Genomic DNA, 22,248 nt, shown 5'->3' on the forward strand with positions numbered 1-22,248 from the left:
TCAAAGGAGAAACTATGTCACCTTCTACCCCCATCCGTCTTGTCGCCCTTGATCTGGACGGCACCCTGCTCGATTCCAAGAGCCAGATCTCCCCCCGCACCCGGCAGGCCATCGCCGATGCCGTCGGGCGCGGGGTCATCGTGCTGCCCTGCACCGGGCGGCCCCTTGCCAGCCTGCCGCCGTTGGTGGCGCAGCTGCCTGGCATCCGGTACGCCATCACCACCAACGGTGCCGCTGTCTGGGATATGGGCACAGACCCGCTGGGTGCCGTGTACAGCCGCTATGCCGATGCGGCCCGGCGGCAGACCCACCAGCCGGTCCGGCTCCTCCACCGCCCCATGCCGCCGGAGACCGCCCGGGAAGCCTTTGCGCTCTATCAGGAGTACCACGGCCCGCTGAGCATCTTTTCGGACGGGTGCGCCTATCTGGACGCGCCGGGTATGGAGCTGTTTCAAGCCCGGAAAAACCGGCACCTTTCCACCGAGGCCCGCCAGCCGGACGATGGCCGCTATCACGTTGTGCGTGACCAGCCCGAGTGGCTGAGCCGCCATGCCCACGAAGTGGAAAAGTTCTGCATGTTCTTCGACAGCACGGAGATCGCGCAGGCAGCTCTCCCCCGCTTCCGGGCCCTGCCGGGCGTGGAAGCCGTGCAGGGGTCGCCGGACAACGTGGAGGTCACCGCCCAGGGCGTGGACAAAGGCACGGCCCTGCTGGCATTGGCAGACATGCTGGGCATCCCGCGGGAAGCCACCGCCGCCATCGGCGACAGTGAAAACGACCGCGCCATGCTGGCCCGGGCCGGTGTGGCCGCCGTGATGGCCAACGCCCTGCCCGAGATCCGGGCACTGGGGGATATCGTCAGCACCCGCGACAACGACCACGACGGCGTTGCAGAGCTGTTTGAGCGGCTCGGGCTGTGACCGTTGGGCATTTTTGTGCAATGTATACAAGCTCTTATGCAAAACATTGTGCTTGTTGAGCATTACCAAAAGCGGCCGGGTCGTTTATACTAATACTGTGAACGTATGGTGGGGAGAGTGTGCCCATCCGGCCCTGCCCCGCCCTGAGTGTCAAATAAAAAGGAGAAATGCGTTATGAATCCCATCGTTGAAAAGGTCTATCAGATCGGCATTATCCCTGTTATCGCCTTCAACAGCGTAGACGAGGCCCTGCCCCTGTGCAAGGCTCTGGCCGAGGGCGGTCTGCCCGCAGCCGAGGTCACCTTCCGCACTGCATGTGCTGAGGAGTGCATCCGCAAGATCCACGAAGAGATGCCCGAGATGCTGCTGGGTGCAGGCACTGTCCTGACCTGCGAGCAGGCTGACCGTGCAATGGCAGCTGGTGCTTCCTTCATCGTTGCTCCCGGCTTTGACCCCGAGGTCTGCAAGCACGTGATCGACAAGGGCGGCATTATGATGCCCGGTACCGCTTCTGCCGGCGAGATGCAGCAGGCTATGAATATGGGCTGCGAGGCCCTGAAGTTCTTCCCCGCTGAGGCAAACGGCGGTGTCGGCATGCTGAAGAACATCGGCGCTGCCCTGAAGGGCGCACGCTGGATGTGCACCGGCGGTGTCAACGCAAAGAACGTCAACGATTACCTGGGCTACGACCAGATCTTCGCTGTCGGCGGCACCTGGATGTGCAAGAGCGATGTCATCAAGGCTGGCGACTGGGCAAAGATCACTGCTCAGAGCAAGGAAGCCGTTGACACCATGCTGGGCCTGCGCCTGCACCATGTCGGCATCAACACCGGCAATGAGGAAGAGGCCATGAAGATCGCCACCCTGCTGGGCGGTCTGCTGAACATGAAGGTTGCTCCCGGCAACTCCAGCATCTTTGTGGGCAACAAGGAATTCGAGATCATGAAGAAGCCCGGCCGCGGCACCAATGGCCACATTGCCATCGCCTGCAACAACGTTGACCGTGCCATCTATCACCTGTCTCAGCGCGGCGTGAAGTTCGATCTGGACAGCAAGAATGTCAAGAACGGCAAGACCATTGCCTGCTACTTTGCTGACGAGATCGCCGGCTTTGCAATGCACCTGGTCCAGGCCTGAGTTCCTGAGCATTTCCACGGCGTTTCCCGCCGCACCGGTCTACCCTGCGGCGGGTGATATAAAACACATCTGATTATAAAGGAGTACACCACAATGAAAGTCGTTACTTTTGGCGAACTGATGGTCCGTCTGCAGCCGTTCAACTATGAGCGCTTTGTCCAGGCTAACAGCCTGGAGTTCAGCTTCGGCGGCGGCGAGGCCAACGTTGCTGTTTCTCTGGCCAACTACGGCCTGGACGCAGCTTTCGTCACTAAGCTGCCCGCACACGCCATCGGTCAGGCCGCTGTCAACAGCCTGCGCCGCTATGGCGTTGACACCAGCATGATCACCCGTGGCGGTGACCGCGTTGGTATCTACTACAACGAGAAGGGCGCTTCTCAGCGTGGTTCTGTCTGCATCTACGACCGTGCCAACAGCGCTATCCAGCTGGCACAGCCTTCCGATTTCGATTGGGAGAAGATCTTCGAGGGCGTGGATTGGTTCCACTTCACCGGCATCACCCCGGCTCTGGGCGAGAACGTTGTCGAGATCTGCCGCGAGGCCTGCAAGGCTGCTAAGGCTCACGGCGTGAAGATCAGCTGCGACCTGAACTACCGCGGCAAGCTGTGGACCCGTGAGCAGGCTCGTGCTGCCATGACCGATCTGTGCCAGTACGTTGATGTCTGCATCTCCAACGAGGAGGATGCAAAGGACGTGTTCGGCATCGAGGCCGAGGCTACCGATATCTACGGCGGCAAGCTGAATGCTGAGGGCTACAAGAGCGTTGCCAAGCAGCTGGCTGATAAGTTCCACTTCGAGAAGGTCGCTATCACCCTGCGTGAGAGCCACAGCGCATTCGACAACGGCTGGAGCGCTATGCTGTACGACGTTGCTTCCAACGAGTACTGCTTCTCCAAGAAGTACGACCTGCACATCATCGACCGCGTTGGCGGCGGTGACTCCTTCGGCGGCGGCCTGATCTACAGCCTGCTGACCGGCAAGAGCACTCAGGAAGCTGTTGAGTTCGCTGTTGCTGCTTCTGCTCTGAAGCACTCCATCGAGGGCGACTACAACATGATGACCGTGTCCGAGGTCGAGAAGCTGGCTGGCGGCGACGGTTCCGGCCGTATCCAGCGCTAAGCAAGCGTTACAGGAGGTCGTCCGCAATGGATATCCGTTATTCCTGCAACCAGAAGGATTTCAAGCGCTACACCACCGAGGAAATGCGGGACGAGATGCTCATCACCGGCCTGTACAAGGCAGATGAGGTTGTTGCCGTTTACAGCCATGTGGACCGCATGGTCACGCTGGGCTGTATGCCGGTGCACGAGACCGTGTCCATCGACAAGGGCATCGACATCTGGGCAAACTTCGGCACCCACTATTTCCTGGAGCGCCGCGAGATCGGTATGTTCAACATCGGCAAGGATTCCACCGGCATCGTGGTGGCTGACGGCGTGAAGTACGAGCTGGGCTACAAGGACTGCCTGTACATCACCCAGGGCACCAAGGAAGTGACCTTTGCTTCCGCCGATCCTGAGCATCCTGCCAAGTTCTATATGGTGTCTGCTCCGGCACACTGCGCTTACGAGACCCGCCTGATCAAGATGGCCGATGCAAACCATCGTCCTCTGGGCAGCGTGGAGACTTGCAACAAGCGCACCATCAATCAGTTCATCCACCCGGACGTGCTGAAGACCTGCCAGCTGAGCATGGGCATGACCGAGCTGGACCCCGGTTCCAACTGGAACACGATGCCCAGCCACACCCATGAGCGGCGGATGGAGATCTACACCTACTTTGAATTGCCCGAGGGGCAGGTGGTGTTCCACATGTGCGGTGAGCCTACCCAGACCCGCCATATCGTGATGCACAACGAGGATGCTGTCATCAGCCCCTCCTGGAGCATCCACAGTGGTGTCGGCACCTCGAACTATACGTTTATCTGGGCTATGGGCGGCGAGAACATGGAGTTTGACGACATGGACAACATCGCTACCACCGACCTGCGCTAAACACAAACCAGACCCCGCACCGGCGAACCGGCGCGGGGTCTTTCAGTAAAGGAGTTCTACTTATGGATCTTACTGCATTTGATCTGAAGGGCAAGGTTGCCCTGGTCACCGGCGGCGCACACGGCATCGGCTTCTCCATTGCCGAGGGCATGGCAAAGTGCGGCGCTACCGTCTGCTTCAACTGCTCCAACGAGGGCAGCCTGGAAAAGGGCCTGGCCGCCTACAAGGCTGCCGGCATCGACGCACACGGCTATGTGGCCGATGTCACCGATGAGGCTGCCGTGAACGCCATGATCGCCCAGATCAAGGCTGATGTGGGCCCCGTGGACATTCTGGTGAACAACGCCGGTCTGATGAAGCGCGTGCCCATGATCGAGATGAGCCACACCGATTTCCTGCGCGTCATCGACGTGCACGTTGGCGGTGCCTTCAACTGCTCCAAGGCTGTTCTGCCCGATATGATTGCCAAGCGCGAGGGCAAGATCATCAACATCTGCTCCATGATGAGCGAGCTGGGCCGCGAGACTGTCTCCGCCTACGCTGCCGCCAAGGGCGCACTGAAGATGCTGACCCGCAACATCGCCTCCGAGTACGGCGAGTACAACATCCAGTGCAACGGCATGGGCCCTGGCTACATTGCCACCGCTCAGACCGCTCCCCTGCGCGAGATCCAGCCCGATGGCAGCCGCCATCCCTTCGATACCTTCATCTGCGCCAAGACCCCCGCAGGCCGCTGGGGCACCCCCGAGGACATGGTGGGCCCCTGCGTGTTCCTGGCCTCCCATGCTTCCGACTTTGTCAACGGCCAGATCCTGTACGCTGATGGCGGCATCCTGGCTTACATCGGCAAGCAGCCCAAGTAAGTAAAGCACCTCGAAATAGAAAAGACCCTCTCCGTCATTGCTGCGCAATGCCGTCCCTCCCTTTTGGAGGTGCTGGCGGGCATCAGCAGGACGGAGAGGGTCTTTGTCACACTTTTCACACTTTTGTAAAGGATTTGTTATTGTATTCTTCGACACATCCTTGTATAATAGTTGTTTGTGGGCAGCCTTTCACGAGAGCTGCCCACGAGAAAAGATTTTCGTCACGAACAAGGAGAGATTACACAATGAAACTCAAGAATGTTGCTGTTGTTGCCGCTGCTCTGGCACTGGCTGTTGGTATGACCGCTTGCGGCGGTTCTGCTTCTTCCACCACCGCTTCTTCCGTTGCTTCTTCCGCTGCCGCTTCCTCTGAGGTTGCAAGCTCTGAGGCAGCAAGCTCTGAGGCCGCAAGCTCTGAGGCTGCAAGCTCTGAGGCTGCAAGCTCTGAGGCCGCAAGCTCTGAGGCAGCAAGCTCTGAGGCAGCAAGCTCTGAGGCTGCCGAGTAACACTGTCTACAACACCACCGGCGAGAACGTCACCGATCTGTACCTGTACGTTGCCGGCTCTGAGGACAAGGGCGCACTGAAGATGCTGACCCGCAACATCGCCTCCGAGTACGGCGAGTACAACATCCAGTGCAACGGCATGGGCCCTGGCTACATTGCCACCGCCCAGACCGCTCCCCTGCGCGAGATCCAGCCCGATGGCAGCCGCCATCCCTTCGATACCTTCATCTGCGCCAAGACCCCCGCAGGCCGCTGGGGCACTCCCGAGGACATGGTCGGCCCCTGCGTGTTCCTGGCCTCCCATGCTTCCGACTTTGTCAATGGCCAGATCCTGTACGCTGATGGCGGCATCTTGGCTTACATCGGCAAGCAGCCCAAGTAAGTAAAGCACCTCGAAATAGAAAAGACCCTCTCCGTCATTGCTTCGCAATGCCGCCCCTCCCTTTTGGGGGTGCTGGCGGGCATCAGCAGGACGGAGAGGGTCTTTGTCATACTTTTCACACTTTTGTAAAGGATTTGTTATTGTATTCTTCGACACATCCTTGTATAATAGTTGCTTGTGGGCAACTTTTCACGAGAGCTGCCCACGATAAAAGATTTTCGTCACGAACAAGGAGAAATTACACAATGAAACTCAAGAATGTTGCTGTTGTTGCCGCTGCTCTGGCACTGGCTGTTGGTATGACCGCTTGCGGCGGTTCTGCTTCTTCCACCACCGCTTCTTCCGCTGCTTCTTCCGTTGCTTCTTCCGCTGCCGCTTCCTCTGAGGCTGCAAGCTCTGAGGCAGCTTCCAGCGAGGCCGAGGTCGAGCCCGCCGAGTACACTGTCTACAACACCACCGGCGAGAACGTCACCGATCTGTACCTGTACGTTGCCGGCTCTGAGGACAAGGGCGAGAACCTGGCTGTTGACGGCCTGGCTGACGGCGACAGCGTTGTGCTGACCCTGCCCGAGGACGCTGACAAGAGCGCTGAGTATGTCCTGGAGTTCACCACCGAGAGCGGCGACACCCAGAGCTTCGACACCCTGAGCTACGAGGTTGCTCCCATCTCCCTGCTGAGCGTTGATGCTGCTGCAGGTGCTACCCCCATCAGCTTCACCGCTCCGGAGCAGTAAAAAACGCAGGCCTGAGCCTGTAACATAAAAACTCCCCTGCACTCCATTTTACCGGAATGCAGGGGAGTTTTTTGCGTATCAAAGGTTTCGCAGCGGGGTCTTAGACCTTCTCAATGGTGATGGTCCACTCGCTGGTCATGGCCTCATCGGGCTCCAGCACCTCGTGCTTGCCCTCTTCGTTCACGCTGTTGGCCCAGCCGTTCCAGGGCTCCATGCAGACGAAGTTTTCGGCATCCTGCTGCCACAGCACACCGTTGGTAAAGCTCTCATCGGCATCCACGGTGACCTTGTGGCCGTTGCCCTTATCCGTAAAGGTCATGGGGAACTCCACGCCGGTCATCAGGCGGATGGAGTTGTCAGAACCTTCCTTGCGGGTCAGGGTGATCTTCTCAGGTGCGGCAGGCTGCTCGCCCTTGGCATCCTCGGAGCAGGTGGCGCACTTGATGTCAAAGTCCACATTCTCCAGAGCAGAGGCCACAAAATAGGGATGATAGCCAAAGCTGAAGGGCATCGGAACATCGCCCTCATTGATCACAGTCATGCTCAGGGAAGCGGTGTTGCCCTGCAGGTTGTAGTTCATCAGGACAGTGAAATCGAAGGGGTAGAGGAACTTGGTCAGGGGGCTGGACTCCAGGATCAGGGTCACGCCGTCGGGACCGACGCTCTCCACTTCCCAGGGGCACAGATCAGCCATGCCGTGGATCTCCATGGGATAGGCCTGGCCGTTGAAGATGTGCACGCCGTTGTCGGGCTTGCCGCAGTTGGGGAACAGCACAGGGATGCCGAAGCGGGGGCGGTTGCACTCGCTGAAGTTGGGGCGGCGGGTCCAGATGTACTCGTCGCCGTCCAGGGTAAAGCCGGTGACCATGCCGCCGCGCTCGGGGGTGATGGTCAGGGCAGTTTTTGCCACGGGGTCGGTGATGACATACTGCTCAAAGCATGCGCCGCCCTCAGTGACGTACTGGGTAGTGATCTGGTTCATAAGTTGTACCTCCATATCATTTGATACAAAAAGGCCGCCGTACGCGCAAAAAGCACGCACAGCAGCCATTTTTTAATTAAAGAACAACGCCATCCTTGAAGATGGAGATCTCGCGGAAGCCGTGCTTCTCGGCCTTGGTCTGCTCACCGCCTGCAACGCGGATGACCAGATCCAGCAGGTCGCGGGCGGCCTCGTCGATGGTCTTTTCACCGTCCGCGATGACACCGGTGTTGAAGTCAATCCAGCCGGACTTCTTCTCGGCCAGCGGGGTGTTGGTAGAGATCTTCAGGGTGGGAGCCGGGGCAGAGAACGGGGTGCCGCGGCCGGTGGAGAAGAGGATCAGGTGAGCGCCTGCGGCGGTCATGGCCGTTGCGGACACCAGATCGTTGCCGGGGCCGTAGAGCATGTTCAGGCCCTTGGTCACCACGGGGTCACCGTAGCCGATGACATCCATGATGGGGGCGGTGCCGCCCTTCTGGACACAGCCGCAGCTCTTGTCCTCCAGGGTGGTGATGCCGCCCTGCTTGTTGCCCGGAGAGGGGTTGTCGTAAACCACCTCGTTGTGGCTGATGAAGTATTCCTTGAAGCCGTTGATCATGTGCTCGGCCTTAACGAATACCTCCTTGTTGATGCAGCGGTCCATCAGGAAGCCCTCGGCACCGAACATCTCGGGCACCTCGGTCAGGACGGTGGAGCCGCCGCGCTGGCCCATCATGTCGGAGAAGCGGCCGATGGTGGGGTTAGCGGTGATACCGGACAGGCCGTCCGAGCCGCCGCACTTCATGCCGACCACCAGCTCGCTCACAGGGATAGGCTCACGCTTGAACTGACCGGCGTAAGCAGCCAGCTCCTTCAGGATCTCACGGGCGGCGGTGAACTCGTCGTCCACATCCTGGCAGGTCAGGAACTTGACCCGGTCGTGATCATATTCGCCCAGCTCTTCCACGAACTGATCGTGCTGCAGGTTTTCGCAGCCCAGATGCAGCACCAGAACAGCGGCGGCATTGGGGTGGCGGACCAGCGCGGCCAGCAGCTTGCGGGTCTGGGCATGGTCGTGGCCGGTCTGGCTGCAGCCAAACGGATGGGTAAAGGTGTACAGTCCCTCAATGGAGCCGGTGACCAGATCCTGGTTGTCGTTCACCATCTTCTTGGCGATGTCGTTGACACAGCCGACCGTGGGAATGATCCAGATCTCGTTGCGGATGGCAGCACGGCCATCCTTGCGGCGGAAGCCCATAAAGGTCTCAGGCTCCACCTTGGGCAGGGGGGCCAGGTCGGGGGCGGGGTTATAGCTGTACTCCACCTCACCGGACAGGTTGGTGTGGACATTGTGGGTGTGCATCCAGGTGCCCGGCTCGGCATCGGCGGTCGCGTGGCCGATGGGGAAACCGTACTTGATGACATTTTCACCGTTCTTGATGGGCTTTACTGCCATCTTGTGGCCCTGAGGGATATCCTCCAGCGCGGTCACGGCAAGGCCGTCCACCTCCACCAGAGTGCCCTTGGCAATGGGGTGCAGTGCAACCACCACGTTGTCAATGGGGCTGATATGAATCGCCTGCGGCATAGTTATTCTCCTTAATGACATTTACAAAGCACAAGGAGGCCGCTGCCCAAAGCAGCAGCCCCTTGTTGTGCAGGTGATCTTCCAGCTTACAGGCAGCTCTTGTAGGCAGCTTCGGCACCCTGGGTGCGGATCAGCTCCAGATCAGCCAGAACAGCGGCCTCCAGGCCCTCGATCTTGGTCAGATCCTGATCCCACATCTGGGTGTTGGTCAGAACGGCGTGCACCAGCTGAGCGTCGGTGTCGTCCTTGTGTGCATAGTAGAAGTCCAGTGCCCATGCGTCATCCTGGATCTTGTAGGTGTTGCCTGCGGGGCGCTTGCAGATCAGGCCGTCGGCAGTGCGCTCCTGAATATCATTGGAGTAGAAGGCAATGTAAGCGGCCAAAGACATGGTCAGGCACTTGGGCAGCTGCTTCTGCTCCTCAATGTAAGCCAGGAAGGAAGGCATGTTGCGGGCCTTCCACTTGGAGGTGGAGTTCAGGGAGATGCTCATCAGCTCGTGGTTGACGAAGGGGTTGTTGAAGCGGTCCTCAACGGCGGAAGCAAACTCTTCCAGATCCTTCTTGTCCAGAGGCAGGGTGGGGATGATCTCCTCATGCAGCATCTTGTTCATAAAGCCGCGGACGGTATCGTTGTGCATGCAGTCACGCACGATGTCGAAGCCAGCCAGATATGCGCCCAGAACGAAGCCGGTGTGTGCACCATTCAGGATGCGGACCTTGCGCTTCTTGTAGGGGGTAACATCAGGCACGACCATGACATTGACACCGGCCTTCTTGAACGGCAGCTTGTCCTCCAGACCTGCAGGGCCCTCGATGACCCACACGCCGAAGACTTCGCCGACATCCAGCACCTGATCATGGTAGCCGTTGGCCTCTTCCATGGCAGCCAGCTCCTTGGGGTCGCGGATGCGGCCCGGAACGATGCGGTCCACCAGAGTGGAGCAGAAGGTATTGGCGTTGTTCATCCAGTCGATGAACTCAGCTTCCAGATTCCAGTCCTTGGCGTAGTTGTTGCAGCACTTCTTCAGCTCTTTGCCGTTGTTGTCGATCAGCTCGCAGCTCAGGATGACCAGACCCTTGTCCGCGGCACCGTTGAATGCCTTGTAGCGCTCGTACAGCACACGGGTCAGCTTTGCGGGGAAGCTGTTGGGAGGAACCTGATCAAACGCGCTGTCGCCCTGGGTGTAAGCGATGCCGGCCTCGGTGGTGTTGGATACAACCGTTTCCAGATCCTCAGAGCGGGCCAGAGCCAGCACTTCATCCCACTTGCCATCGATGTAGGGGCAGACACAGTCAGACACGCAGGAGATCACGCGCTTTGCATCCACCTTCTGGCCCTTCTCGCTGCCGCGCAGATACAGGGTGTACAGGCCCTCCTGCTCGTTGATCCAGTCAGCCATCTGGGGGAAGTTGCCAATGGGCTGCACCAGCTTGACCTTGCCGTTGTAGCCGGCCTTCTCGTTGGCGATATCATAGAAATAGTCCACGAATGCGCGCAGGAAGTTACCCTCGCCAAACTGCATGACCTTGACAGGGGCATCCTTGAGGATGTAGCCGTTGTAGCCGGTCTCAGACAGAACCTTGTAATTCAGAGTTTCCATATCACGTGTTCTCCTTTTAGCTTGCTTTGCTTCTCTCCGGGGCACCCTTTTGTGCCCCGCACTCTGTCTCTATTGTATGCTGTTGTATACAAAGAAGTCAAGTGTTTTTTGCCAGATTTTTGGCCCAAAACAGGCCATTTTTATAAATTCCAGCGTTTTTTACAAGGAAAAGTCTGAAAATTTGTCAGTTTTTCAGTTGTATACATTATCGTTTTCCGCTATACTAAAGATAGACTTAACGCGCCCTGCGTGGGCGCTGTTAAAGGTACCCCATAGTGATATATTAGTACATTAGAATGAAAAGGAGTTTTCGACCCATGAAAGCATTTATGGACAAGGAATTCATGCTCCAGTCTCCTGTGGCTCAGCATCTGTATCACACCTACGCTGCTGATATGCCCATCTGCGACTATCACTGCCATATCTCCCCGAAGGAGATCTACGAGAACCGCCGCTTTGAGAACATCGCTCAGGTGTGGCTGGGCGGCCGCCAGCCCGACGGCTCTCTGGCAGGCGACCACTACAAGTGGCGCGTGATGCGTTCCAACGGCGTGCCCGAGGAGTACATCACCGGCACCAAGCCCGACCGCGAGCGTTTCCAGAAGTTTGCCGAGGCTCTGCCCATGTGCGTTGGCAACCCCATGTACCACTGGTGCCACCTGGAGCTGCGCAAGTTCTTCGGCTATCAGGGTGTGCTGAACGGCGACACCGCTGAGGAAGTCTGGAACCTGTGCAACGACAAGCTGCAGCACGACGACAGCATGACTGTCCGCGGCCTGATCGAGCAGTCCAATGTTGCTTTCATCGGCACCACCGACGACCCCATCGATGATCTGGCATGGCACAAGAAGATCAAGGAAGATCCTTCCATCAAGTTCACCGTTGCTCCCTCCTTCCGCCCCGACAAGGCCATCAACATCCAGAAGCCCGGCTTCGTGGAGTACATGGGCAAGCTGGCTCAGGTCGTTGGCAAGGAAAAGCTGGAGTGCATCAACTGCGTCACCGACGCTCTGACCCAGCGCATCGAGTTCTTTGCCGAGATGGGCTGCCGTGCATCTGACCACGGCCTGGACTACGTGCCCTACCGTGAGGCCACCAAGGAAGAGGTCAACGCCATCTACCAGAAGGCTATGACCGGTGAGGCTGTGACCGCTGAAGAGGCTGAGAAGTACCAGACCTACATCCTGATCCACCTGGGCAAGCAGTATCACCGCCTGAACATCGCCATGCAGCTGCACTACAACTGCCTGCGCGGTGTCAACCGTAAGATGAACGCCCTGCTGGGACCCGATACCGGTTTCGACATGATCAACACTGCCAAGTGCGGCGGCGAGATTGCTGCTCTGCTGAGCGCCCTGAACGACACCGATGAGTGCCCCAAGGTCATCATCTACAGCCTGAACCCCGCTGACAACGAGCAGATCGGCACCATTCTGGGCTGCTTCCAGAATGATGAGATCCCCGGCAAGATCCAGCACGGCTCCGGCTGGTGGTTCAACGACCAGAAGATCGGCATGGAGAACCAGATGAAGAGCCTGGCAAACCTGGGCCTGCTGGGCAACTTTGTCGGTATGCTGACCGACAGCCGCAGCTTCCTGAGCTACACCCGCCACGACTACTTCCGCCGCATCCTGTGCAACCTGATCGGCCAGTGGGTCGAGGATGGCGAGTATCCCAACGATGAGAAGGCTCTGGAGAAGATCGTCAAGGGCATCTGCTTCGACAACGCAAAGCGTTATTTCGCTCTGTAAGCAGCGCCTCTGCATCCCCTTTCCATAACTCGTAAAAGCGCTCTGCCAGTTTGCCCCGGCAGGGCGCTTTTTTCTTGTGCGGCCGTATTCATAAAAATGTAACTTGCATTCTGTCGTCAAATCGGGTAGGATAACGTTGAATCAAAATCGGAGGGGAACGTGAAGATGCTGAAACGTTTTGTATAGCGACTGCTCAGCTGCCTGCTGCTGGCGGCGCTGTTTGTATTGGTGGTCATTGGCGGAACACTGGGCGTGCAGGGCTGGCGGCTCTACCGCGCCACAGCGGCGCAAAAGCCCATTGCCGGCCTCTATGATGAGATCAGCTCCCGGCCCGGCTTTGCCAGCTGTGACCAGCTGCCCCAGACCTATATCGATGCGGTCATTTCCGTGGAGGACAGCCGGTTTGAAAGGCACCACGGCATCGACCCGGCGGCCATTGTCCGGGCGCTCTGGGCCGACCTGCGCACCCGCTCTCTGGCCGAGGGCGGCAGCACCCTGACCCAGCAGCTGGCCAAGAACGAGCTGTTCACCCAGGAAAAGCAGATGGCCCGCAAGGCAGCGGAGATGTTTGCCGCCAGAGACATCGAGGATTACTACTCCAAACAGCAGATCTTTGAGATGTACGCAGGCAGCTGCTACTTCGGCAATCAGTGGTCCGGCGTGGCACAGGCTGCGCAGGGCTACTTTGGCAAGCCCACCCGGGAGCTGACCCGCGCCGAGTGTGTGGTACTGGCCGGCCTGCCCAACGCGCCCTCGGTCTACGCCGCCAACGGGGATCTGGCCCGCAGGCGCGCACTTGTGGTGGTGGAGCGGATGGAGCGCGCCAAAAAGCTGACCCACACCCAGGCACTGGAGCTTCGGGATGAAGTCAGTGCCCTGCCCCTTTGGTGAGAAAAAACAGAATTTATCCGGGTTTTCCATAAAATAATGCTAACACCGGGAGCGGATGCCATGATATCCTTAGTGGCAGATCAAACCCGAAGGGAGCATGTAAAACTTATGGAAAAAACCAAAAAGGGTTCCGGCACCACCGACCTCACGGTGGGCAGGCCGCTGCCCCAGATCCTGAAATTTGCCCTGCCGCTGGTGCTGGGCACCCTGTTCCAGCAGTTGTACAGCTTTGTGGACACCGTCATTGTGGGGCGCTGTCTGGGCACCGATGCACTGGGCGCGGTGGGCACCACCTACTCTCTGAATTTTCTCATTTTAGGCTTTGTGCTGGGTTCCTGCACGGGCTTTGGCATCCCGGTGGCCCAGAGCTTTGGTGCAAGGGACAGCGAGGATATGCACAAGTATCTGTTCAACGGCGCGGTGCTCTGCGTGGTCCTGAGCGTGGTGTTCACCATCGTCACCACCCTCACTGCTGCCCCGCTGCTGCAGCTCATCCACACACCGGCCGAGCTGTTCCCGGACGCGGTGGCCTACATCCGCATCATCTTCCTCGGCATTCCGGCCACGGTGCTGTTCAACTACACCTCCACCGTCCTGAACAGTCTGGGCGATTCCCAGCACCCATTCTATTTCCTGCTAATCTCCAGTTTCCTGAACATCGGGCTGGACTGGCTGTTCATCGTACCGCTGGGTATGGGCGTGGAGGGCGCAGCCATCGCCACCGTTGTCAGCCAGCTGTTCAGCGGCCTGCTTTGCACCTGGTGGTTCTTCACCCGGGTGGAGGGCATCCATTTCACCCGGGAAAACTGTGTCCTCTCGGCGGGGCACTGCGGGCGGCTGGCCTATATCGGCCTTCCGATGGGCTTTGAGTATTCCGTTTCTGCCATCGGTGCCTTCATCATGCAGGATGCCATCAACCTGCTGGGCAGCACCGCCGTGGCCGCCCAGACCGCCGGTGAGAAGATTCGCCAGATGTTCACCGTGCCCATGGCAAGCGTGGGCACGGCTATGGCAACTTATGTCGGCCAGAACCACGGTGCCCACCGCACTGACCGCGTCAGGCAGGGCATCCGGGATGGCTGCATCCTCCAGCTGTGCTACTGCGCGGCTGCCTGGGTGGTGCTCTTCTTCGTCAAGGGCTGGGCCGTGGGCCTTGTTCTGGGCGATGCCGACCCTGCCGTGACTTCCGGTGCTGTGGAATACCTGACCGTGATCAGCGTGCTGTTCTGCATCAACGGCCTGCTGATGGTCTTCCGCAACACCCTGCAGGGTCTGGGATACAGTGTGCAGGCCGTTATCTCCGGTGTGGGCGAGCTCATCGGCCGCGCGCTCTGCGGCTGGCTGGCCGTTCATAGTCTGGGCTACTTCGGCATCTGCATTGCCAACCCCATTGCCTGGGGTCTGGCACTGCTCTACTGTGTGTTCATGGTGACCAGAGTTCTGAAAAAAGAGAACGCATAAAAATACCCCTCTCCGTCCGTGCATCAGCACAGCGGAGAGGGGTGTTTTTATGCGATCAATCGATAAGGCTTACGAACACCGGGCAGAGCACGGCGGTCAGCACACCGGCCACGGCGATGGACAGGCCGCTCATGGCACCTTCCACCTCACCCATCTGCAGGGCTTTGCTGGTGCCCACGGCATGGGCCGAGGTGCCAATGCCCACGCCCTTGGCAATGGGGTCGGTGATGTGAAACGCCTTGCAGACCGTCTCGGCCAGCAGGTTGCCCACGATGCCCGTCAGGATGACGATGGCACCGGTCAGGGCCGCAATGCCGCCCAGCTCTGCAGCCACATCCATACTGATGGCGGTGGTCACGGATTTGGGCAGCAGGGTGGCGTACTGCTCCTGGGTCAGGTGCAGCGCCAGCGCCAATGCCAGCGCGCTGCCCAGGCTGACCAGCGTCCCCACCGAGATGCCCGCAATGATGGCGGCGGCGTTTGCCTTGAGCAGGTCGAGCTTTTCATACAGCGGGATGGCCAGCGCCACGGTGGCGGGCAGCAGCAGGTAGTTCACCGGGGCGGCGCTGACCTTGTAGTCGGCATAGGGGATGCCGCATACCGACAGGAAAACGATCACAAAGATCGCACCCAGCAGCAGCGGGTTAAAAAATGCCTTTCCGGTCACTCTGTTCACAAGGGCTCCCAGTGCAAAGGCGGCCAGTGTCAGCAGCACACCCCAGGCAACAGAGCCCGAAAGGAACTCATTCAGCAATTCCATCATTGGCAGCAGTCTCCTTGTTCTTTTTGCGGCTGGTCAGAGCCTGGGTGGTCTTTCCGGCGGTCACCATGACCAGAACCGTGACCGGGATGATGGCGATGATGATGGGCAGCAGCATCTCCCCCATCTCCGCCCAAAGCTCCATCACGCCTGCGGCGGCGGGCACAAAGAGCAGCGGGAAGATACCGGTGAGAAACACGCCCACCTCTTTTACATCCTCCAGACGGATCAGCCGGAAGTTCAGGGCCAGCAGCAGCAGCACAAGCCCGTACACACTGGCCGGAACCGGCAGCGGCAGTACGGCATGACATACTTCCCCCAGAAAGCAAAACGCGAGGATACGCGCAAATTGAAACAGATAATTCGTAAAAAATCCCCCTTGTCTAACAGCTAAGTCAAAATTATAGTCCAAAATCTCCGGGGGCGCAACAGCAATATCTGACAAGGATTGTTATATTTTGCCGGAAAAACTGTGGAAAAGAAAAGGGCCCGGCAGAAAGCGCACACCCACGTGCCGCGATCTGCCGGGCCGATGCACCGCAAAGCGGCGTTTTTCTGTGTTTCCCGCACGCTCCCTCAGTTCCGCAAAACAGCTTCGATCCGTTCCTTGTCCAGCCCTTCGCCGATGACGATGAGCACCTCCTGCCCTGCCGGAATGGGGGCCGCAGTCAGGCCGTCGGCGGTAGCATTCAGCTCCACCCAACCGGCGGCATCCTGCACAAAGCCCTTGACCCGCAGCACCCGGCCGCAGGCGGCATCCGTGAACAGGCTGGGAATGCGTGCTTCCAGCTGCTGCCGGGGCAGGCCCAGCTCGAGGAAATACGCCGAACCGAATGCATCGTGCGCATCAAAGCAGAGCTTTTCGCAGTCGGCATGCTGATAGCCACAGGCATCCAGCGCCGCAAGATCCGCATCCTCCAGGTCGGCCCAGTCCTTGATCAGAAAATCTTCTTCCTTCAGGGTACGGCTGCACTTGCAGGCCGCAAGGGCACGTTTCAGGTGGTCGATGGCGCTTTCCCGCTGGGCCTGGGTGGCCAGCTGACTGCGGGAGAGCAGGATGCGTCCGGCGCTGGCGGCTTCCGATGCCAGAATGTACTCTGCCTGCGGGGAAAGCGTCTCGGGCAGCAGGGCATCCACAACGGCAAACACATTGCCCAGTGTATACCACCGATCCAGCGGCTCATCCCGCAGGACATCAAAAAACTCGTCCACATCAAAAATGCCGCTGGGCTCCACCACCACCCGGTCGAACCCACGCATGGCCATTGAGATGAGCTTGGTGCGCATCCGGCGCTGGTGGGTATCACAATCACACCCGCCGCTGATGGTCTCGATCTCGCAGCGTTCCCCCAGCAGATCCTGCACCAGCATGGCATCCACATTCACAGCGCCAAAGTCATTTTCCAGAATGCAGACATGATGCCCCTGTGCGGTCAGATACGCAACATATCTGCGCAGGAACGTTGTCTTGCCCGCACCCAGAAAACCGGTGATAAGATCGACCTGTACCATACGTTCCTCCTTATGCGTGGTTGAAGCCCTTGCCGAACACCTCAGTGGTGCTCAGCATGGACATGAAGGCGTTCAAGTGCTGTTTGTGGATAAAATCCTGCAGCTGGTCGGCCTCGCGGCGGGTCAGGGTGGTGTAGATGATGTAGTGGGGCTTGTCGGTATATGCGCCGAAGCAGGGCGTATAGGTTGCGCCGCGCACCAGCTTGCGCATGACAAAATCACAGATCGGCTTCCTGTCGTCGCAGACGATGAGGATGGCCTTGCACATCTTGATCTTTTCCAGCACGGCATCAATGACCAGCGATTTCACGGTCAGACCCACGAAGGAATAGAGGGCGGTGTACAGGTCGAACACAAAGCAGGCCGCAATGACCATGAACAGGTCAGTCAGGAACAGCGCCACTGCCACGTTGTGGATGTGGGTATACTTTTCCACAATGAGGGCAATGACATCCGTGCCGCCGGAGGAAGCGCCCACATTGAACAGCAGAGCCGACGCAATGGCCGGCAGGGCAATGGCAAACAGCAGGTCGAGCATGGGCTGGTCGCTCAAGGGGCCGCGCAGGGGGCAGATCTTTTCCAGCACCATCAGCTCCAGCGACATAACTACAGTGGCATAGCCGGTGGTCATGGCAAACTTTTTGCCCAGAAAGATCAGGCCCACCCCCAGCAGGACCATGTTGGCCGCCGAGGAAAAGGCCGAAGCCGACAGCGGGGTGAGCTTGGCCGCCAGCGCCGCCATACCGGTCACGCCGCCAAAGACAAAGTTGTTGGGGAATTTGAAAAAGTACACACCCACCGACATGATGGAAATGCTCAGCGTGATCATTGCATACTGCTTGACATATTCAATGACCTTGTTCTGCATGGGAGATTCCGCGTTCGTATCCATAAAATTTACCGTTCAATACTCCTTTTTTGTGTTCCGCAGCCCAAACAGACAGGCTGTACCGGAAATATTGTAACACGGAACGCCCCGGGGTCAAGGGCAAATTCCACACACGCCGTCTTTTACGGGTGAAAACTGTCAACTCCACCAAAATTCTCCCTCAAATTTCAGCGGTTCTCCCATCGGGAACTGTTCCTTCTTTTCTTGACGCACCTCCCACCGTCCATTACAATAAAATCAGAATGGTATGGTATTTTTCTCCAAAACCGAAAGAGCGCGCCATGGCTCTCATTCCGCATTGTTCGTTTCCATGAAAGGAGGGAACGGTATGAAAAGCTGCTCTCACATCTTTGCTCTCATCACTGCCTGTGTGTTCCTGTTTTGTGGCTGTTCCAACTACCTTTCGCTTTCCAAAGCGTCCTCTGTTCCCTACCCGCAGACAGAATACGATACTGCCTTGAAGGCATACCGTGATTCTCTGGAAATGCCCCTCTCTCCGGTAGATGCCGAGCACGGTGAGGACGCTCCCATTGTCTGGGAAGATACCGGAATGGAGGCCGCTGTCCGGCTCCTGTTGAACCGCCCGGAGGGCACCATCAACCGCAGCGATGTCTGGGATCTCAGCACACTGACCATCACCGAACGCACCATGTTTGAGGGCGATTCGGGCACGACCTCCATCGTGACCGTGACCGCCCAGCAGGGAGATGCCACGCTGGAACAGGAGATATCGGCAGTCGGAAAAGAAAGTCCGCTTCCTGCACTGGCCTCTCTGCACGATCTGCAGTATTTCGACGGCCTGCAAGCCTTTTCCTATTCTACCTCGCCGACGGCCAATCAGGCATTCACTGATTTTTCTGGGATTGAAGCCCTGTCCCATCTCGAACGCTTCAGCGTAAACGGGGCACGGCCCGAAACGTTGGAACCGCTTTCTCACCTGTCCCAGCTGAAACAACTCTCCTTGACCGAATGCGGCACCCTCGACCTTGCTCCATTGGAAGGTCTGCCCAAATTGAGGGTTCTGACGCTTTCCTCTAACGATGGCATCGTTTCGCTGGAACCGGCTGCGTCACTCCCGGCACTGCGTTATCTCTCCCTCAGTTCCGGCACAGCAGTTCCCAGTCTGGAACCGCTGGCTCAGACCCATCTTGCCGTTCTCGATCTCGGTCTCGGTGTCGGACAGAGTAAGCTCTACAAAAACATCGACTACACGCCCCTGACCCAGCTGCCTGACCTGGTCTGTCTGAACCTGACAAATCACACCAGGGTCACCACAAAGTTCTGCAAACAGATCCTTGCCCATTCTCCTGACCTGCGTTTTCTGAACATTCAGAACACCCCTGCTTCGGAGGGCAGTGCGCTGGATGTGGAATACCTGCGGGCTTACACGGAAGCAGATCTGCTGAAACGGCTTGCCAACAAGCTGCGCAACACCCTTGGCTGACACACAAACGCGGCCCCGGAGAGTTTTTCTTCTCTCCGGGGCCGCGTTCTGTTCCGGCTCAGCCGAACAGCTTTTTTGTGTTGTGGGTGTAGACCGAGAGCACCAGGCCCACACAGATGTACAGCATCAGCACCGAGCTGCCGCCCGCTGAATAGAACGGCAGGGTGACACCAATCACGGGCAGGACGCGCAGGTTCATGCCCACGTTCACGGCGATCTGGGCCAGCAGAGCGCCGCCGATGCCCGCGCAGATGAAGGTGCCCAGCAGATCCTCGCTGCGGGCACCGGTGAGGAAGGTCTTGATGACCAGTGCAAACAGCACGCCCAGCACCACACAGCAGCCCACAAAGCCCGCCGCGTTGCCGATCCAGCTCAGGATGAAATCGTTGTGGGCGTTGGGCACGCTGTAATAACTGCCGCCAAACAGCCCATTGCCAAAGATGCCGCCCGAGCCCAGCGCGATCTCGCCGCGCTGCTGCTGGTAAATGATGTTCTTCCAGATGGTCTCGCTGGGGGCCCAGCCGGTCTTGTTATCGGGATCGATGACAGCAAGGATGCGGTACCACTGGTATCCCTTGCCGATCTTATCACTGAAAAAGGTGAACGCCGTCGCCATAGCCACTGCCGCCGCCGAGACCGCCCCCAGGATATACTTCCAGCTCAGGCCCGCCGCAAACATCATGCAGCAGCCGATGATGGCATAGATGATGGCGGTGCCGTCGTCGCCCTGAACATGAATGATGAGGATGGGCACTGCCAGATGCAGCAGCAGCTTGCCCAGCTCCTTCGGCTCGTTGAGCCGGGTGCGCACATTGTTCAGGTGCATGGCAAAGGTCAGGATAAAGCTGATCTTGGCCAGCTCTGTGGGCTGCAGGGTAAAACCTCCCAGCTTGTACCAGGAATAGTTGTCGGTATCGCCTGCGTTGTAGCCGATGGTCAGCGGGCCGATGCTCACATTGCGCAGCACCAGCGTGGGCAGCACCATGCCCCAGGTCAGGGCCACATGCACCGGCCACACCTTCACCAGGCTGCGGTAATCGATATTGGACAGCAGCACCGCAATGACCAGCCCGATAAGGGCTGCACCTGCCTGCACCGCCGCCCGGCGGTAATCGCCCAGACCGGTGATCTGGCCTGTGATCTCATCCACGGCAAAGCCATTGCCCTGCTTGGCTGCCCAGCTCGAAAGCGCCGTCACAGCCATCACGCTGCTGAAGATGCACAGCAGCAGGTAAGTTTTATCGGTGCGCTTGAAGTAGCGCCGAATGTTTTCCAAACGAAAACACCTCTTTCTTTCATTGGATCGCCCGCTCAGGTCTGCTTCGCTCGTCCGCAATGCCGGAGAGGGCGTATACTGCTCCATTATGTAATATAAGTATACCGCACCACCCTTTTTTGCGCAAGATTGCGGAAGTTTTTTCCACAGATCTTTTCATCCTGTGACAACTCTGCAAAATATTTGCCGCAGCCTTGACAAAGCCCTGTCCACCTTCTAAAATGGAAGCTGGAGACCTGCTTTTTCGGCAGGATTTTTCCGGAGGAACTTCCAAGATGAAAACAAATTCTCATCGCTTTCTGTGCGCGCTCTGCGCACTGACTGTTTTTATTTCCGCGCTCTTCCCTGCTTCTGCTTTTGCCGCACAGGCAGCCGACACCGTGGCCCAGACCACGCTGACCACTGCCGATGCTCAGGAGATGCAGCAGGCCGACAGCGCCGTGACCGCCTTGACCGGCAGCGACGCTTACGCTGAGATGACCCGTGCCCAGCGGCTGGATGCCGCCGTGGCACAGCTGCAGCAGCTGGCCGAGGAAGGGCTTGTTTCGGCGCGCTCTCTCCATGTGGACGAAGAAAACGGCATGGTCAGCTTTGCGTACAGCTGCGGCGCGCTGGGCGGCGTTCTGGTGGAGGACCCGGACGAAGAGAATACTCCCTTCGCCCCTTCCGAACTGCCCGCTGTGGATCTGCACGAAATGTCCAACGCCCCGCAGGGTGATCTGGGCAGCGCCATGATCTACTACGCCTTTGACAACACCGTGAACAGCTCCCGCTACCCGTACTACTCCTATATGAAGGGCTTCTGGACCGCGATGGGCCTGCACACCCGCATCGATACCACAGTCACCGTCTCTGACCTGAAACGAATGAACGATTACGGGCTGTGCATCCTCAGCGCCCACGGCTCCTACTACACCTACACCTCCGGTTTTCTGTTCAAGCAGACCCGTACCGAGCCGGTCATCCTGCTGACGGAGGAATCGGATTTCTACAAAGACCTCTACTATGGCATCGATCTGCTGACCCACCGGGTCATCAAGATCAACGGCCTGTACTGCATCACGCCCAGCTTTTTCCAGGCGGCATACCGGGGCGGCCAGCTCAAGGACACCGTAGTGCTCTCCGAGACCTGTGAGTTCCTTGGCGTGAGCGGCAGTCTGGATACCTCCATGGCCGATGCCCTGCTGGCCGGTGGTGCCAAAGCAGTGGCAGGCTATGTGAACAACGTCTACACCGTGTATTCCCGCAGTATGTTGTGGGATACCGTCAATCACCTGATCCTGGGCCAGACCCTGCAGGAATCCGTTCAGCACTCCATGGATACCTATGGCGCGGATGATCTGGTCTGGTACAACGCGCAGGGCGGCAAGCGCCCCCATGCGGCGGCAGCTTACCCGCTGCTGTTCGGTGATGTTGGGGTCCGGCTGATCGAACCGAACGCGGCACCTGTCCCACAGGAAGTACAGCAGGCCGCTTGAGCGTTGCACTTTTGCTCGATTTATATTATACTGGGGGATGGCAGAAGTTTCTGTCATCCCTTTTGATTTACCTCTCAGTCTGCTTCGCAGACAGCTGGCA

The 22,248-nt window shown here is 58.4% G+C and carries 20 protein-coding genes and 1 pseudogene; 13 read left to right on the top strand and 8 right to left on the bottom strand.

Translation table 11 applies throughout. The features are described 5' to 3' along the window. Positions 1–14: 14 nt before the first annotated feature. From P0G09_RS05205 to P0G09_RS05240, 8 genes and pseudogenes are all read left to right on the top strand, one after another. Positions 15–920, top strand: coding sequence for a Cof-type HAD-IIB family hydrolase (locus P0G09_RS05205; RefSeq protein WP_275252128.1), 906 nt, complete (start codon positions 15–17; stop codon positions 918–920). 174 nt (positions 921–1,094) lie between these two features. After that, positions 1,095–2,057 (top strand): bifunctional 4-hydroxy-2-oxoglutarate aldolase/2-dehydro-3-deoxy-phosphogluconate aldolase, encoded by a 963-nt coding sequence (gene eda / locus P0G09_RS05210; protein ID WP_098924631.1) that lies wholly within the window; start codon positions 1,095–1,097, stop codon positions 2,055–2,057. A 93-nt stretch (positions 2,058–2,150) separates the two neighbouring features. After that, the gene (locus P0G09_RS05215; RefSeq protein ID WP_098924630.1) at positions 2,151–3,176 is read left to right on the top strand and encodes a sugar kinase; all 1,026 of its coding nucleotides are present in this window, start codon (positions 2,151–2,153) and stop codon (positions 3,174–3,176) included. A gap of 26 nt (positions 3,177–3,202) precedes the next feature. Beyond that, complete coding sequence (gene kduI / locus P0G09_RS05220) at positions 3,203–4,051, top strand: 5-dehydro-4-deoxy-D-glucuronate isomerase (protein ID WP_005931438.1); 849 nt, start codon at positions 3,203–3,205, stop codon at positions 4,049–4,051. Positions 4,052–4,113: 62 nt separating this feature from the next. Further along, the gene (locus P0G09_RS05225) at positions 4,114–4,914 is read left to right on the top strand and encodes a gluconate 5-dehydrogenase (protein WP_117504564.1); all 801 of its coding nucleotides are present in this window, start codon (positions 4,114–4,116) and stop codon (positions 4,912–4,914) included. 245 nt (positions 4,915–5,159) lie between these two features. Beyond that, positions 5,160–5,420 carry a hypothetical protein gene (locus P0G09_RS05230; RefSeq protein WP_275252129.1) on the top strand — a complete coding sequence of 87 codons (261 nt, stop codon included), beginning with the start codon at positions 5,160–5,162 and terminating at the stop codon, positions 5,418–5,420. Between the two features lie 67 nt (positions 5,421–5,487). Further along, positions 5,488–5,802, top strand: a pseudogene (locus P0G09_RS05235) (SDR family oxidoreductase); the annotation flags it as partial. 245 nt (positions 5,803–6,047) lie between these two features. Next, complete coding sequence (locus P0G09_RS05240; RefSeq protein WP_275252130.1) at positions 6,048–6,536, top strand: cytochrome C; 489 nt, start codon at positions 6,048–6,050, stop codon at positions 6,534–6,536. 100 nt (positions 6,537–6,636) lie between these two features. Here P0G09_RS05240 and P0G09_RS05245 read toward each other — a convergent pair whose 3' ends face one another. The 3 genes from P0G09_RS05245 to P0G09_RS05255 form a co-directional block, all read right to left on the bottom strand. Beyond that, on the bottom strand, positions 6,637–7,518 hold the full coding sequence (locus tag P0G09_RS05245) for an aldose epimerase (RefSeq protein WP_117475961.1): 882 nt from the start codon (positions 7,516–7,518) through the stop codon (positions 6,637–6,639). 76 nt (positions 7,519–7,594) lie between these two features. Beyond that, the gene (locus P0G09_RS05250) at positions 7,595–9,085 is read right to left on the bottom strand and encodes an altronate dehydratase family protein (protein WP_097773515.1); all 1,491 of its coding nucleotides are present in this window, start codon (positions 9,083–9,085) and stop codon (positions 7,595–7,597) included. Positions 9,086–9,171: 86 nt separating this feature from the next. Continuing rightward, a complete protein-coding gene (locus tag P0G09_RS05255; RefSeq protein WP_097770441.1) occupies positions 9,172–10,686 on the bottom strand; it encodes a tagaturonate reductase in 1,515 nt (504 codons plus the stop codon). 317 nt (positions 10,687–11,003) lie between these two features. On the opposite strand from P0G09_RS05255, the gene uxaC reads away from it, so the two are divergent. From uxaC to P0G09_RS05270, 3 genes are all read left to right on the top strand, one after another. After that, positions 11,004–12,437 carry a glucuronate isomerase gene (gene uxaC / locus P0G09_RS05260; RefSeq protein ID WP_275252131.1) on the top strand — a complete coding sequence of 478 codons (1,434 nt, stop codon included), beginning with the start codon at positions 11,004–11,006 and terminating at the stop codon, positions 12,435–12,437. Between the two features lie 228 nt (positions 12,438–12,665). Next, entirely contained in the window at positions 12,666–13,328 is a 663-nt protein-coding gene (locus P0G09_RS05265; RefSeq protein ID WP_275252176.1) for a biosynthetic peptidoglycan transglycosylase, read from the top strand. Positions 13,329–13,436: 108 nt separating this feature from the next. Then, on the top strand, positions 13,437–14,789 hold the full coding sequence (locus P0G09_RS05270; RefSeq protein WP_117504556.1) for an MATE family efflux transporter: 1,353 nt from the start codon (positions 13,437–13,439) through the stop codon (positions 14,787–14,789). A gap of 55 nt (positions 14,790–14,844) precedes the next feature. Here the strand turns inward: P0G09_RS05270 and P0G09_RS05275 are convergent, their stop codons facing one another. From P0G09_RS05275 to P0G09_RS05290, 4 genes are all read right to left on the bottom strand, one after another. After that, positions 14,845–15,552 carry an LrgB family protein gene (locus P0G09_RS05275; RefSeq protein ID WP_186850867.1) on the bottom strand — a complete coding sequence of 236 codons (708 nt, stop codon included), beginning with the start codon at positions 15,550–15,552 and terminating at the stop codon, positions 14,845–14,847. Continuing rightward, positions 15,533–15,994 (bottom strand): CidA/LrgA family protein, encoded by a 462-nt coding sequence (locus P0G09_RS05280; RefSeq protein WP_342760518.1) that lies wholly within the window; start codon positions 15,992–15,994, stop codon positions 15,533–15,535. Before P0G09_RS05280 ends, P0G09_RS05275 begins: the two co-directional genes overlap by 20 nt. A 131-nt stretch (positions 15,995–16,125) precedes the next feature. Next, on the bottom strand, positions 16,126–17,061 hold the full coding sequence (locus P0G09_RS05285; RefSeq protein ID WP_275252132.1) for a GTP-binding protein: 936 nt from the start codon (positions 17,059–17,061) through the stop codon (positions 16,126–16,128). A 10-nt stretch (positions 17,062–17,071) separates the two neighbouring features. Then, positions 17,072–17,953, bottom strand: coding sequence for a YitT family protein (locus P0G09_RS05290; protein ID WP_275252133.1), 882 nt, complete (start codon positions 17,951–17,953; stop codon positions 17,072–17,074). A 325-nt stretch (positions 17,954–18,278) separates the two neighbouring features. Here P0G09_RS05290 and P0G09_RS05295 point away from each other — a divergent pair, with 325 nt between their 5' ends. Then, complete coding sequence (locus tag P0G09_RS05295; protein WP_275252134.1) at positions 18,279–19,394, top strand: leucine-rich repeat domain-containing protein; 1,116 nt, start codon at positions 18,279–18,281, stop codon at positions 19,392–19,394. 58 nt (positions 19,395–19,452) lie between these two features. Here the strand turns inward: P0G09_RS05295 and P0G09_RS05300 are convergent, their stop codons facing one another. Beyond that, on the bottom strand, positions 19,453–20,670 hold the full coding sequence (locus P0G09_RS05300; protein ID WP_275252135.1) for an FtsW/RodA/SpoVE family cell cycle protein: 1,218 nt from the start codon (positions 20,668–20,670) through the stop codon (positions 19,453–19,455). Between the two features lie 275 nt (positions 20,671–20,945). Here P0G09_RS05300 and P0G09_RS05305 point away from each other — a divergent pair, with 275 nt between their 5' ends. Further along, positions 20,946–22,148, top strand: coding sequence for a hypothetical protein (locus P0G09_RS05305; protein ID WP_275252136.1), 1,203 nt, complete (start codon positions 20,946–20,948; stop codon positions 22,146–22,148). Positions 22,149–22,248: the final 100 nt, after the last annotated feature.

The organism is Faecalibacterium sp. DFI.5.82, assembly GCF_029076575.1.
Classification (GTDB): Bacteria; Bacillota; Clostridia; order Oscillospirales; family Ruminococcaceae; genus Faecalibacterium; species Faecalibacterium duncaniae.

Bases quoted from the DNA above. Each gene is read 5' to 3' on its own strand.
- P0G09_RS05215 (WP_098924630.1), top strand. From the start codon at position 2,151: ATGAAAGTCGTTACTTTTGGCGAACTGATGGTCCGTCTGCAGCCGTTC.
- P0G09_RS05240 (WP_275252130.1), top strand. From the start codon at position 6,048: ATGAAACTCAAGAATGTTGCTGTTGTTGCCGCTGCTCTGGCACTGGCT.
- P0G09_RS05275 (WP_186850867.1), bottom strand. From the start codon at position 15,552: ATGATGGAATTGCTGAATGAGTTCCTTTCGGGCTCTGTTGCCTGGGGT.
- P0G09_RS05255 (WP_097770441.1), bottom strand. From the start codon at position 10,686: ATGGAAACTCTGAATTACAAGGTTCTGTCTGAGACCGGCTACAACGGC.
- P0G09_RS05250 (WP_097773515.1), bottom strand. From the start codon at position 9,085: ATGCCGCAGGCGATTCATATCAGCCCCATTGACAACGTGGTGGTTGCA.
- uxaC (WP_275252131.1), top strand. From the start codon at position 11,004: ATGAAAGCATTTATGGACAAGGAATTCATGCTCCAGTCTCCTGTGGCT.
- P0G09_RS05270 (WP_117504556.1), top strand. From the start codon at position 13,437: ATGGAAAAAACCAAAAAGGGTTCCGGCACCACCGACCTCACGGTGGGC.
- kduI (WP_005931438.1), top strand. From the start codon at position 3,203: ATGGATATCCGTTATTCCTGCAACCAGAAGGATTTCAAGCGCTACACC.
- P0G09_RS05295 (WP_275252134.1), top strand. From the start codon at position 18,279: ATGAAAAGCTGCTCTCACATCTTTGCTCTCATCACTGCCTGTGTGTTC.
- P0G09_RS05225 (WP_117504564.1), top strand. From the start codon at position 4,114: ATGGATCTTACTGCATTTGATCTGAAGGGCAAGGTTGCCCTGGTCACC.
- P0G09_RS05285 (WP_275252132.1), bottom strand. From the start codon at position 17,061: ATGGTACAGGTCGATCTTATCACCGGTTTTCTGGGTGCGGGCAAGACA.
- P0G09_RS05205 (WP_275252128.1), top strand. From the start codon at position 15: ATGTCACCTTCTACCCCCATCCGTCTTGTCGCCCTTGATCTGGACGGC.
- eda (WP_098924631.1), top strand. From the start codon at position 1,095: ATGAATCCCATCGTTGAAAAGGTCTATCAGATCGGCATTATCCCTGTT.
- P0G09_RS05245 (WP_117475961.1), bottom strand. From the start codon at position 7,518: ATGAACCAGATCACTACCCAGTACGTCACTGAGGGCGGCGCATGCTTT.
- P0G09_RS05305 (WP_275252136.1), top strand. From the start codon at position 20,946: ATGAAAACAAATTCTCATCGCTTTCTGTGCGCGCTCTGCGCACTGACT.
- P0G09_RS05290 (WP_275252133.1), bottom strand. From the start codon at position 17,953: ATGGATACGAACGCGGAATCTCCCATGCAGAACAAGGTCATTGAATAT.
- P0G09_RS05230 (WP_275252129.1), top strand. From the start codon at position 5,160: ATGAAACTCAAGAATGTTGCTGTTGTTGCCGCTGCTCTGGCACTGGCT.